Consider the following 12,773-nt stretch of genomic DNA (forward strand, 5'->3'; position numbering starts at 1 on the left):
TCAGCTTACGCTCCTCGTAATCGTTTCGCGGATGTGGATCTCGGTTGTAGCCAACCTCGGACAAGCAACCCGATCTTGGTGGAACGCCGCACTTCGATCTCTCGACTCCAAACGTCAAATTGTGCATCTTCGATCGCGTGCAGGATACTGAGCCCTCCCCGAACAAAAAGTTGCACGTTGCGTGCGAGCCAATAGGGCACCCGCTTCACCAGTGGTAATCCCTCCACCAGTTTTCCCTCCGCAAAAAAGCACCAGTCTTGAACGGCTCTTCGCAATCGTGAAGACACATTTCCATTGAGGATTTCCTGCTCGGTCACCCCCTGTCTTGCCCATCGCTGCCTTGGAAAGTAAATGCGGCCACGCATCGCATCCATGCGCATATCCTGGCAGAAATTGGCCAATTGGAGCCCCGTACAAATCGCATCGCTCGCACGCTCCGATTCTGGATCTCGCACATTGGCCAATGCGAGAAGGAGTCGACCAACCGGATTAGCGCTCCCCGCGCAGTATCGATCCAGTTCTTCATCCGAGTCGTAGCGCGTTTGCGTCTGATCCTGAACAAACGCGTGAATCAAATCCTCAAAAGGCTTGCGGACGAGTCCATGCTTCTCAATCGTCGTGCGGAGGGCGACGTAAACAGGATGGATTGCGTCCCCTCGAAAACAATCATCCAACAAGCCCCCCCACCAATCGAGCAGGAATTGTGATTGCTGGGGCGAATCCATTTCGTCGGCCAAATCATCGGACCAACGGCAATACGCGTAAATGTTGGCAACATCCTGCCTCAACGGCTTGGGAAGCAGTCGACTAACCACGGAAAAATTCTCGTAGTGAGCTCCCACCAAATGACGGCAGTAAGATTCTGCCTCCTCAAGCGTGCAGAGAGGGCGAAGCTGCCGGGAGGCAATCTCCGGCGGCAGAATGCTTTGTACCGGGCAGTGCTGAGGACCAAATCGCAATAAGTCTTCCCGAACCAGCGCGGAACCTTGCCGCAATCCCACCCGTCCCGCCCCGTTGGAACTCCCCCGCTCGGGATCGGATGGAAGGCTGGGTAGGGGACGGTTCAACGGCGAATTGCTCTCGGTTGGGATAAGATCTTGGGGAGGAGGTGTCATGCCGGTATGATAGTGGGAAAGCAATATTCGGATGCCCAGCCAACGGAACATTTATGAAGATTATTCTCGCAGCTCCTCGCGGTTTTTGTGCAGGGGTCAACATGGCTGTGAAAAGCTTGGAGTTGGCTCTGCAGCATTTCGGTCCTCCGATCTATGTGTACCACGAGATCGTGCACAATCAGTTCGTCGTCCACTCGTTCAAGGACCGGGGGGCGATCTTTGTGAATTCACTGTCGGAAATCCCGTCAGGCTCAACGGTCCTCTTCTCGGCCCACGGAGTTTCACCCGCTATCCGTACCGAAGCGAAAAACCGGGACTTGCAGGCCATCGATGCGACATGCCCGCTCGTTACCAAGGTTCACTTGGAAGCGATCAAATTCGCGAAGGAACATTACACGATCATCCTAATAGGTCACGATGGTCACGATGAAGTGATCGGGACGATGGGTGAAGCACCCGAGGCGATCCTGTTGGTGGAGGACGTCGCGGACGTCGACCAATTGGAGTTCACCACCCAAACCAAGCTGGCCTATCTCACTCAGACCACCCTCAGCGTCGACGATGCCACTCGGATCATTCAGCGCTTGAAGGAGCGATTTCCCTGGATTGTCGGTCCTCCCAAAGAAGACATCTGTTACGCAACTCAGAATCGACAGGAGGCCGTGCGCGTGCTGGGACAACAGGCTGATATCGTCCTTGTCCTCGGCAGCCAGAACAGCAGCAACTCGCAACGCCTGCGGGAATTGGCCGCCGAATCAGGCAAAGCGTCTTATTTGGTCGACGGCCCGAAAGATCTGGAGCGAGAGTGGTTTCGCGGGAGCGAAACGGTTTTGATCACCGCAGGTGCTAGTGCCCCCGAGCAAGTCGTGCAGGAAACGATCGCATGGCTCCAATCGCACTTCGATGCATCCATCGAGGAGCAAATTGTCCAAAAAGAGGAGGTCGTCTTCCCGCTGCCCAAAGCGCTGCGAGCCCTTCAAAGTCCCTCCCCTGCCACCTAGGTGGGGAGTTCGATTAGTAAGCGACTTTGATTTGATCCTTGATCGGTACCAAACAAAGCTTGCGGACTAGCTCCAGAATTCTCCGAGCATCTCCCTCCGAGCTAACCGTCCCCTTCACGACGATCCCTCCCTCGGGTTCCTGTACGAAACCGAGCTTGGCAGTCGGAAAATGCTGAGCGATCATAGTCTTTACTTTATCCAACTCCGTCGACGGTGCTGCGTGCAGGCGACCGGTTGGAAGGACCTTCACACCTACCGCCCGAACGCTTTGGTCAGTGCCACGAATCTCGATGGCAGTCGAGCCCACTTTATTGCCTACCACGGTGATCATTCGACCGTTGTGAAAGACACTGCATGTTTCCGGGTCGCGGGCGATGACGCTTGCAACCGGAGTTGCGGGGTCGAGCGAATAGGTCCCTAGCACTTCGATGTCGTAGGTCCTCTCGACCGCCATCCCGCTCAGCGGCGACGGTGTAGACACCGGCGCTTGAGTAGACACCGGCGTTTGAGTAGCCACCGCCATAGGGGAAGAAGGGGCTTTGGATGCGGCAGGCGACTGGTCAAAAGCAATTCGACTGGGAGTAGACGATGTTGGATTCGGAAGGGATAGCGACGAAGCAGGCTCTGGGGGCGTTGGAGCTGGAACGAAGTTCGGCAGCGTCGGCGCGACGGGACGACTGACTTCCAAGGTCGCTGTTTGCGTAGAAGACGATTTGCTCGGCTCCTCGCTGAGGTTCGCGTCAGCGGCAACAGTTACCACTTGGGACACAGAAAACTTCTTTGGACGAACCAGTTCCGGTGCGCGCTGCACGAGGGTCGGCGGTTGGAGGGTTCGTTGTACACCCAGGTCGACAGCTCCCTCATCCCCAAGACTGAACTTGACGGGGCCCTTCCCCGTGGATTGGGTCGCGACCGGCGATGCAAGAGTCGATCCAGAGGAAATGGGAGCCTCCGAGCGCAGCTGGACTGGATCGACGGCGATGGAAACGGTCGATGCAGGCGATCTACCGAGCGTGTGCGAGGGCATTCGCGAAGGTTCTGGAGAATCGCCCGAGCTCGATCCCAATCGAACTTGAACCGCCCCCGTCGGAGGACTAGCCTGCTCCTGCGGAATTCTTGAAAGCTGCGGGGGCATAGTCGGTAGACTTGGAACCACTGCTGTCTTCGGCACAGACGCGGTCGACGGGAGTGGCGAGGATGCTGGCAGCGGTAATGGAACAGGGAGGCCCGACGGGATTGCCATCGGCGGGAGCGTCGCTGGCGTTTGTGCATAGAGCCCCTCGGTGGAGATCGCTCCCAAGCAGGCGGCTCCGACTATCCAACGCAGAAGACTTCGGTTCGAACGACCTCGGGCTCCGTGGCTTCGCATGGACTTCATTTTTACCTCGATATGCAAACGCTGAACAAGGGGGATCGGTACGGTCCTATCCCTCCCTTCCTCTATCGGATTCTGCACGCCAGGGAGTTGAGCGAAATTACCGTTTGTAACGACTAGCCAAAGATTGCGTGCTGCGGGGAAGTCGCCGATTGCAGCGATTCTAAGCTCCCACCGCGAATGCCAATCCTCAACATTTCCGCTTGTCCGCGTCGTCCACGCGGAAAAAAACAGCATGAGATCGGAATTTCCATTCCAAACGGTTGGGGGAAAAAGGGTGTTGGCCTATAATAGACGTCTGCGATGGATGGCCGGCGATTGCTGGCATGTTATTCCCACCAGGAAACCCATCTTGGGTGCGTGTCAGAATGACGCGCTTTTCTGTCCAGAGCACCTTGCTTTCTTCGATTTATTGGAGTTCATAGATACATGGCAACCGTTGCTAAAACCCCCCGCAAGAAGAAGGCCGCCACGGAAGTCGACCAAACCGGAACTGCAGAAGCAGTAGAAACGCCAGTCGCGAAGCCAAAGCGTACTCGCAAAGCCGCTGTCGAACCTCGTATCAAGCTTTACTGGGGCGTTTTCAATCAAAACCTCAAACGGGTCGCCGTTTTCGACTACGAAGATTTGAAAAAAGCAGAGAAGCACTGCAAAGAGCTCAGCAAAACCGCCGGCGATCACTTCCTCCAGAAAATCAAAGAGACCGTAACAGAGTAAGGAACGCCATCGATCTCCGGTCAGGGGATACAAAATGCGGATAACCGAAGACTTTCCCACCTTCGATCGCTTTCATAGCGTCGAAGGTTTTTTATTTCCCCCACCGCACTCGCAGGTTTCATCCGCCGCCGACTGTTTGGCGTTGCCCTCTTCGACCTGCACAAGACCTACAGCTGCTAGAGTTGGAGAGCATTCCGCCCAACCGGTCCCGGTTTCCTCCGAAAGCTCCCGTCACAGCCTCGCTTTTTGAAGTACGAAAATGCTCCGGCTGTTTGATATCTACGGGAGAAGCGATCGATGGGCTGTGCTTGTATTTCAGGTGCTCGGCAGGCAAGACTCGAATTCGATGCCATGGAAAACGCTTTGGGAGAAGATCTCTCGTCGCTCCCCCATTGGTCTCGCTGCGATGAGAAAACATGGGCCGTCGACGTCGGAGGGAACTCTGGCTACCGTACTCCAGAAGATATCGCCAATTTTTTGACCGCCTTTCTCTCCGATGAGCTTCTAGAAAATATTGCGTGCTGCTGGGACAACACCATGGATCAAGGGTGTTGCCGGAAAGGGGACAGTTCCTGCAGTTCCGCGATCGCGAACAAAACGACTCTCGCCGAATTCGCTACCAAAACCTCCTCGCCTCTGCACTAGATTCTAAAGGGAAATCGGATCTATTCGCATTTCCAACCGGTCTTCGAACGAGATGGAACTACCGTTTGGGGTTACGAACGTTTGATGCGGGCCGACAATTTCGAAGGTGGCTCGATATCTCCCGCCCAATTGCTCGAGTGGGCTCGGGCGGAGAATCTCTTGTCCATGCTGGATCGCGTCTGCCGGGAAACGCATTTGCGCAATGCGGCGCACTCCGTTCCAGCGGGTAAGAAAATCCTCATCAACTTCATGCCTACAGCGATTTACGAGCCTGCCTTTTGTCTGAGGAGCACATTGCGCGTCGTCGACAAATTGCAGCTGGAGCCATCGGACGTTATTTTCGAAGTGGTCGAAAGCGAAGAAGTGAAGGACCAAGAACATCTGCGAAAGATTCTCGAATTCTATCGCGATGCCGGTTTCATGACGGCACTGGATGACTTCGGCCAAGGGTCGTCGGGGCTTGGAATGCTCGCCAGCCTAAACCCAGATTTGGTAAAGCTCGATCGCGGACTGGTCGCGCAAGCCGCGCATTCGAAGAGCCACACAGCGGTCGTCCGTGGACTGGTCCAAATTGCCCATGACTGCGACCAGCTGATTCTCGCTGAAGGAATCGAAACAGAGCAGGAGCTGAAACTGATGCGAGACCTTGGCGTCGATCTCTTCCAAGGCTTCAATTTGGCACGTCCTGGCACACTTGCGACTCGCCAGTATGTCAATTCGCAACAACAACCCGCATCGTGTTAGAAAATAGTAAGTCAATCCACTCGTTCTAATCGCTGGATTTCTGAAGCGCTGATACACTGATGGTGTGTATGGACTTGGCTCTCTCTCTTGGTAGACCAAGTCGCATGATACATCTTCTCCTTCTTGTAAAAAGTGACTTTCTAACGTGCGACGCAACGTGATTCTTGGTTGTGTATTTTGGCTTGTATTTCCAGGCTTGTTCAATCCTGCCCTTTCACAGCAACCAAATAACAAAGCAGCTGCGGAATCCGCCAGTGCTGCAACTCCGAAAGGGAGCGAAACGGAGGATTCGATTGCCAAACAAGTCGCTTCCTTTGCCTCTGCATTTAACAAGCGAGATGCAAAGCAGTTCGCTTTGTTCTGGGTGCCGCAAGGAGAATACATCGACGAGTCAGGAGAGACGGTTGTCGGTCGGGAGGCGATCGAATCTTTCTTTACCAAAGTCTTCGAGAAGAAACCTGAGGTATCGGTTCAATTGATAACCGAGTCGATTCGAGTTCTTAGCGATTCGGTAGCCGTCGAAGATGGCAAAGCGATTGTTGCCCCTTCCCCAACGGAAGATCCCGAAGTCAGTCAATACACGACCGTTCACTTAAAAGTGGACGGAAAGTGGCTCATCGGATCGTTACGGGATTCTTTTGTTGAGACGGATACGGAACCGAAGGTCCTTTCCGATCTGGAATGGCTCATCGGCGACTGGGGCTCCGAGGAGAACGGCGTTCGATCCGAGTCCCACTGCCGATGGATAGCGAACAACCGATTCGTCGAACGCGCTTACACCACCACTCAACTCGATGGTTCGACGACGACAGGAGTGCAGATCATCGGCTGGAACGCGCAGACCAATCAGGTGCAATCATGGAACTTCTCACCCGACGGAGGACACGCGGTTGGAGTTTGGTCCGCTATTGAAGGTGGTTGGCTTTCCAAAGTGACTGGAACTACAGGCACAGGCGAATCGACGATGGCAGTGAATGTGTTAAAGAAACTTGACGATGCAGCTTATGTTTGGCAATCGATTCAAAGAACGGTAGGCGATACTCCACTGCCAGACACGGATGAAGTCATTGTCCGCAGAATCCCTTCTCGCTAGCAGGCAGATCGATCGAGAATCCAACCTATCCTCATTCAAAATATTCTAAAGACTTAAGAGCATCAACATGTTAAAGCGTTTCGTTCTTTCTTGCTTGGTCCCTACCATTCTTGTGCTTACCCCAGTGGAAAGTTGGGCGCGCGGAGGTGGCGCTCGGGGAGGCGGTGGTGGTGGTGTCCGCGGTGGTGGTGGAGCTGGCATGGGTGGTGGCGGATTCAACGGAGGAGTCCAACGCGGTGGATACAGCGGTGGGATGAATGCTGCTGCGCGGCCCAGCCCGTCGAGGGGTGGAGCCGGAAACACGTTGGGGGGTGGTAGTAACATGGCTCGACCAACGGGCCAAAATCTTGGCAGCCGCCCCGCGACCAACCTGGGTGGTTCTGGTCTTAGCAACGCGCGTCCCAATTCGACTGCCGGATTTCCTGGTGCTGGACAACGTCCCGGTGCCCCAGCAGGCACCCCGGGGAGCCGTGTCGTTCCGGGACAAAACGCCAACGCAAATCGATACAACGCGCCGAATCGCAACGACATCAATGGTTTCTTGGGTCTACCGTCCGATGAGGGCTTCGGACATGCGGCTGTTGCAGGAAGAGAGGGAACGCTCTCGACCCCGTCGACGCTCCCAACCGGCCAAGGGAAATTCGACGTGAACTACGGTAAAAAGGAGGGGGCTCAAGGCGGACAAGTGGGAGGCGTGACAGTCACCGGACCACAAGGAAATACAGTCGGTCGCGCGGGCGCCGTGGGACCACAGGGTGGTGCTGCTGTCGTCGGTGGCGTTCAAGGTGCAAACGGTGGAACTGCCGCGCGAGGTGCTGCTGTAGGACCAAACGGGCAAGTCGTCGCGGGACGAGGGGCCGTCGGACCTGGCGGGTACGGAGGCGGGGGTATCGTCACTGCTGGTCCCGCCGGCGTGGGGGCTGGTTTTACTCGAGTCACCCCCTCAGGACGCTACTCGGCCGCCGCAGCGGTTCGTGGCAACTACAACAACTGGGGAATTTACGGAGCCTCTTGGTACACCACTTATCCAGGCGCTTGGTATGCAGCAGGCTGGACAGCCAATTCCGTTTGGAATTATGCGACCTGGGGCACTGCCGCATCCTACTGCGGATATACCGAACAGCCTCCCGTCTACTACGACTACGGAAACAATGTGACCTACGAAGACAGCAGCGTTTACATCAACGGTGAAAACGCTGGTACCTCCGAAGAGTATTATGAATCCGCCTCGAACATCGCAGCCAGCGGCGAAGATGCACCTGCAGATAGCGAGTGGCTCCCTCTGGGCGTCTTTGCGTTCACCAAACCAGAATCACCTAATTCCGATATCACGGTCCAACTTGCTGTCAATAAAAGCGGCGATGTCCGAGGCAATTACACCGATACGGCAACCAAACAGAATCAGGTTGTGAGCGGTGCTGTAGACAAACAAACACAACGGGTTGTACTCACCGTTGGCGAAAACAAGACCAACATGATCGAAACGGGTTTGTACAATCTCACCAAGGATGAAGCCCCGTGCTTACTCCACGTTGGAAAAGACAAGACGGAGCAGTGGATGCTTGTCCGATTGAAGAATCCGGACACAAACTAAGCGAAATCCATCGTTGCATCGCCCGTCTTCTCAATCTCTAAGCGATCGGTTTCCCGATCGCTTCTTTCTTTCCACCAAAACTCCGCGCGATCGCTGTCCCAATCATCTGCTAGCCTTAATGTCTCAAGCGCCAGAAGTAGCTCATTCATCGACGGATAACGCTGCGACGGAACTTTCGCCATACAGCGATGAACAACGTCATTGACTTCCTCCGGAATGGCGGGATTCAACTGTCGTAAATCAGGTAGCTCTCGACTTTGATGAGCGACGATGATTTCGATTGGACTCCGACCCTCGAACGGCGTTCTGCCGGTCAGCAAGTAAAACATGACGGCGCCAAGCGAGTAGATGTCCGCACGGCCATCCACCTCGTTATACCTATTGACTTGCTCCGGCGAAATGTAATGAGGAGTTCCGCTAAAGGACGTGTCGTTTTGTTGATCCACTAAGCGCGATTGCCGTTCATGCACCAGCCCAAAATCAAGTAACTTTGCGACATCAAAACAACCGCCCCGCTCCGATGCAAAGATGTTCGCGGGTTTGATATCTCGGTGGATCAACCCTAATGAGTGCGCTTCGCGGAGCGCACAGCAAACCTGCTTCATCAAGTAACGGACACGGCTAGGACTTATCGGCCCATAGCGCTCAACGATCTGCTCAAGTGTCATCCCTGGAAGCAACTCCATGACGTAATAAAAAGTCCCGTCCTCTGTCTTTCCGTAATCGAATATTTCGACCGTGTTCCAGTGCGTCAACTTCGCTGTCAACTTGACCTCCTTTTCAAACTGCTGCACCGAATCCGAATCCCTCTCTTTGGAGGGACGGATGATTTTGATCGCACATGGGCGTTTCAGCATCCGGTGCTCCGCCTTGTAAACTTCTCCCATGCCTCCCGATCCGAGTTTCTCCATCAGCCGATACTGCCCCCACTGCTTGGCTTCGAACGCTTCTTCGCGAACGGAGTTGATAACATGCGACGCAAAGGTTGCGACAAAAGCAGCAACAAAAGGTAGAGGAAGAGGGACAGTCGCTCTGTTGGTGGCTAGCAATTCGGAAAGTTCGTGCAATCGAATCGACGCAAACGCCACAGACGCGTACGGCAAGAGAGCAAGAACAAAAGTGATTGCTGCGCCACGCCTCCAAGTGTTAGGGATTAAAACCCCATAGGTGAAAATCAGAATGCATATCGCCGCAACAAACTGCTGGATACTGACGTTGGCCGAAACCGCATCTTGACTCGCCGCAAATGACGAGAGCCGCGCGATGAGCATTAAATTGAGTTGCAGAGCGATCGAACCGAACAATACAAGCTCTACACAACGCAAAGCAATCAGCGAAAGTCGATCCTTGCATAAGTAAAGAAGTGCTCCGTTTCCAAGAATCGCGACTATGACCAGCAATCTTAACCACCACAGATCGTGAATCTGGGCGACAAGATTACCAATGAACGTAGTGACAAAGATCATCCCCAAAAGGAGAGAGGCACCCAACAATCGCGTTCGGAGAAGCGCGGCAGACTCGTCCGAAAATCCATGAACATCGCCCACCAAGAGGCTAAACGGGGAGCGAATCGTCGTAGTGGTATTGGTTGTGGTATCGGTTGTGGTCGTTGGCGAAGCCATTGGCTTGGACATCGCGAACTCAATTGTTTGTTCAAGTGGATCCATTTGGCACAGTCGTAAGGAGATTGGGCGGAGAGGTTTGCCATGAAGGAGATTGGAGATCCTCATTCAATGCTTGCAAGTTGGAATTGTAACGAGCATCGATTATTTGTTGATAAAATGGAGCCGGAGTGTTGCACGCGATCAAAATCGAGGGCAAGATCGATGGGTGCATCTCCCAGCCTTGAAGCCATCCGAAAAAGATGGACCGCTCCGGCCCTCGCCGCGGTTCCCTAGGGTCTTCGGATCGGCACTTAGACCTTGGAAAGGGTAGGAATTGAAAGTTCTTATATTGATGGCGTTGGCCAGTGTGTCGATTCTCTCCACTTCGACTCTTTCTCAAGATCAACCAAACATCGTTCATATTGTCGCAGACGACTTGGGATGGAAGGATGTTGGATTCCACGGTTCCGATATTCGTACTCCTAACATCGACAATCTCGCGGCCCATGGCGCGGAGTTAACCTCCTTTTACGCCCAGCCGATGTGCACACCCACCCGAGCTTGTTTGATGACCGGACGCTATCCATTCCGATACGGGCTTCAAACCGCCGTCATCCCTTCGGCTCACACGTATGGATTGCCTACGGACGAATGGCTGCTCCCCCAAGCGCTCCAGAAAGTGGGATACACAACGGCTATCATCGGCAAGTGGCACTTAGGCCACGCGGATGAAAAGTACTGGCCACGTCAGCGCGGATTCGACCATCAATACGGCCCTCTCATCGGTGAAATCGACTACTTCACTCACCAGCAACACGAAGTGTTGGACTGGTACAGCAACAACCAGAAACTCGAAGAGAATGGTTATTCCACTGAGCTGATCGGCAAGGAGGCTGTACGCTTTATCGGACAGCATCCCAAAGAGAAACCCTTGTATCTCTATCTCACCTTTAACGCTCCGCACACCCCCTATCAAGCTCCCGAAAAGTACTTGGAAAAGTACAAACACATCCAAGACCCAAACCGTCGAACCTATTGCGCGATGATCGCGGCGATGGATGAACAGATTGGTCAAGTCGTCAAGGCGATCGACGAAAAGGGAATTCGTGAACGCACGCTCATTCTCTTTCACAGCGACAATGGCGGAGTCAAAAACAAAATGTTCGCGGGAGAGGGAGACATGTCGAACGTCACGATCCCTTGCGACAATGGTCCCTATCGAGATGGAAAGGGATCGCTCTACGAAGGTGGAACCCGCGTGTGTGCTCTGGCAAATTGGCCCGGTAAAATTCAGCCCGGTAAAGTCGACGGGTTGATTCACGTTGTCGATTTGTTTCCCACCATCGCCAAACTTTGCGGCGCATCGGCCACCCCGGAAAAGCCACTCGATGGCCTGGATGTTTGGGGCACCATCAGCCGGGGAACAGCATCGCCTCGAACCGAAATCGTCTACAACGTAGAGCCTTTCCGAGCAGGCATTCGTCAAGGGGACTGGAAGCTCATTTGGCGCACTCCGTTGCCGGAATCCATGGAGCTTTACAACATCAAATACGATCCTGCGGAAGCCAAGGATCTCGCCGGACAGAATCCAGATATTGTTGCGACACTCAAGCAACGGGCGAGTGAGCTTTCCAAAACGATGGCCAAACCGCTGATGTTGCAAACAGAGTTTCAAGCAGTGCTGGAACGGCTCGCCATGCCCCCTGCATTTCCAAAGCAGTAGTACGAAAGAGTTCCTAAGCAGGTGCTCAAAACTACTTCCATCAAAGTGATGGCATTGGTTCGAACTCCCGAACGACTCCAAGTCTTTTGAGCGATTCCAATAGGCATTTCCCGAGCGTCTCAATCGACTCCCAAGCGGTTCGTGGAAGCATCTGATGCTTCACTTTATTCCAAAGATGCTCAATCGCGTTCAATTCTGGACTGTAGGCAGGAAGATGATAAAGGATTAATCCCTTCCGTGACCAATCGTCAAGATGAGATTTGACCTCATTGCAAGTATGCGGGCTTGCATTGTCAAGAACGAGAACTGTTTTGCGGCGAATGGTTTTCAGATAGTCATTGATCGCGGCAACAATTGTCTTCCCACAAATATTCGAACGTTGCACATACGTTCGAACTCGTCCCTTCGACGATTGGAATCCGATTACTTGCATGCCCTTTCGAGTTCTACCGCTTATGGGAATTAACAATCGTTGCCCCTTCTGCTGCCACGCATAGCTCACCACACCTGAAGCCGAGAAGTGTGCTTCATCTAGGTAAACAACGTTGACCTCATCGGATTCAATCAATGCTTTCAGGTGCTGTGACGCCTTCTGGAATGCCTTAGAATCTCTTTGCTTTTTGAGGGAAAGCCGGAGACGTTTCCAACGAAAGCCCATTTTCTTGATGGCCCTGCGAAGGGTCGAACGGCTGAATGCCTTGTCGGTTTCTTTCAATGCTTCATTGAGAATCACGCTTGGTTCCTGCGGATGCTCTTGAACGATCTTCCGAACTGCATCGAGATCCTTTTGGTCCAGAATGGGAGGCCTTCCCGGTCTATCCGCATCCAGTATTCCATCCCGTCCCAATTCTTCCCAACGATCTAACCAACTGCTAATCGTCTCGTATGTTACCGCCAAAATCAGACTGATTTCTACGGTGCTCAAATGCTGTGCGCTAAGGATAATCGCGTGAGCACGACACCGCGTCGTATGAGTTTCGCCGTTCTTCCATTGTCCTCTAAGCCATTCACGATCATCCTGCGTAACCGTCGCGAATTTGGTCGCATATCGTCCCATAGTGCACCTCGTAAGTAGGTGGAGAGGCTGGGCGTACCTGATCATTATTACGAGTATTTGGAGCAATTGCATCATTGCCCAAGAAGACCGCAAAGCGGTTTGCTA

11 protein-coding genes are annotated in these 12,773 nt (G+C 53.6%); 7 read left to right on the forward strand and 4 right to left on the reverse strand.

The window, feature by feature from the left end; genetic code table 11:
- Positions 1–5: 5 nt before the first annotated feature.
- Positions 6–1,115: a squalene synthase HpnC gene (hpnC, locus tag VN12_RS02600; RefSeq protein ID WP_168164168.1), complete on the reverse strand. Its 1,110-nt coding sequence runs from the start codon at positions 1,113–1,115 to the stop codon at positions 6–8.
- A 53-nt stretch (positions 1,116–1,168) separates the two neighbouring features.
- Here hpnC and ispH point away from each other — a divergent pair, with 53 nt between their 5' ends.
- Positions 1,169–2,116, forward strand: coding sequence for a 4-hydroxy-3-methylbut-2-enyl diphosphate reductase (gene ispH, locus VN12_RS02605; RefSeq protein ID WP_146675373.1), 948 nt, complete (start codon positions 1,169–1,171; stop codon positions 2,114–2,116).
- A 13-nt stretch (positions 2,117–2,129) separates the two neighbouring features.
- Here the strand turns inward: ispH and VN12_RS02610 are convergent, their stop codons facing one another.
- Positions 2,130–3,494, reverse strand: coding sequence for a hypothetical protein (locus VN12_RS02610; protein ID WP_146675374.1), 1,365 nt, complete (start codon positions 3,492–3,494; stop codon positions 2,130–2,132).
- Positions 3,495–3,920: 426 nt separating this feature from the next.
- Between VN12_RS02610 and VN12_RS02615 the strand changes: the two genes are divergently transcribed.
- The 5 genes from VN12_RS02615 to VN12_RS02640 all read left to right on the forward strand — a co-directional run bounded on the left by VN12_RS02615 (position 3,921) and on the right by VN12_RS02640 (position 8,284).
- Positions 3,921–4,208: a hypothetical protein gene (locus tag VN12_RS02615; protein WP_146675375.1), complete on the forward strand. Its 288-nt coding sequence runs from the start codon at positions 3,921–3,923 to the stop codon at positions 4,206–4,208.
- Between the two features lie 351 nt (positions 4,209–4,559).
- Positions 4,560–4,853 carry a hypothetical protein gene (locus tag VN12_RS02620; RefSeq protein ID WP_146675376.1) on the forward strand — a complete coding sequence of 98 codons (294 nt, stop codon included), beginning with the start codon at positions 4,560–4,562 and terminating at the stop codon, positions 4,851–4,853.
- 18 nt (positions 4,854–4,871) lie between these two features.
- Positions 4,872–5,597 (forward strand): EAL domain-containing protein, encoded by a 726-nt coding sequence (locus tag VN12_RS02625; RefSeq protein WP_240491463.1) that lies wholly within the window; start codon positions 4,872–4,874, stop codon positions 5,595–5,597.
- Positions 5,598–5,754: 157 nt separating this feature from the next.
- Entirely contained in the window at positions 5,755–6,690 is a 936-nt protein-coding gene (locus VN12_RS02630; protein ID WP_168164169.1) for a YybH family protein, read from the forward strand.
- A 67-nt stretch (positions 6,691–6,757) separates the two neighbouring features.
- On the forward strand, positions 6,758–8,284 hold the full coding sequence (locus VN12_RS02640) for a protocadherin (RefSeq protein WP_168164170.1): 1,527 nt from the start codon (positions 6,758–6,760) through the stop codon (positions 8,282–8,284).
- On the opposite strand, the gene VN12_RS02645 is transcribed toward VN12_RS02640, so the two are convergent.
- The gene (locus VN12_RS02645) at positions 8,281–9,918 is read right to left on the reverse strand and encodes a serine/threonine protein kinase (RefSeq protein WP_168164171.1); all 1,638 of its coding nucleotides are present in this window, start codon (positions 9,916–9,918) and stop codon (positions 8,281–8,283) included. The genes VN12_RS02640 and VN12_RS02645 overlap by 4 nt on opposite strands.
- Positions 9,919–10,222: 304 nt before the next feature.
- Between VN12_RS02645 and VN12_RS02650 the strand changes: the two genes are divergently transcribed.
- Positions 10,223–11,611, forward strand: a complete 1,389-nt coding sequence (locus VN12_RS02650; protein ID WP_240491302.1) for an arylsulfatase B — start codon at positions 10,223–10,225, stop codon at positions 11,609–11,611.
- A 40-nt stretch (positions 11,612–11,651) separates the two neighbouring features.
- Here the strand turns inward: VN12_RS02650 and VN12_RS02655 are convergent, their stop codons facing one another.
- Complete coding sequence (locus VN12_RS02655; RefSeq protein ID WP_168164172.1) at positions 11,652–12,668, reverse strand: IS630 family transposase; 1,017 nt, start codon at positions 12,666–12,668, stop codon at positions 11,652–11,654.
- Between the last annotated feature and the right edge of the window lie 105 nt (positions 12,669–12,773).

The organism is Pirellula sp. SH-Sr6A (assembly GCF_001610875.1).
Lineage (GTDB): Bacteria > Planctomycetota > Planctomycetia > Pirellulales > Pirellulaceae > JBKCUI01.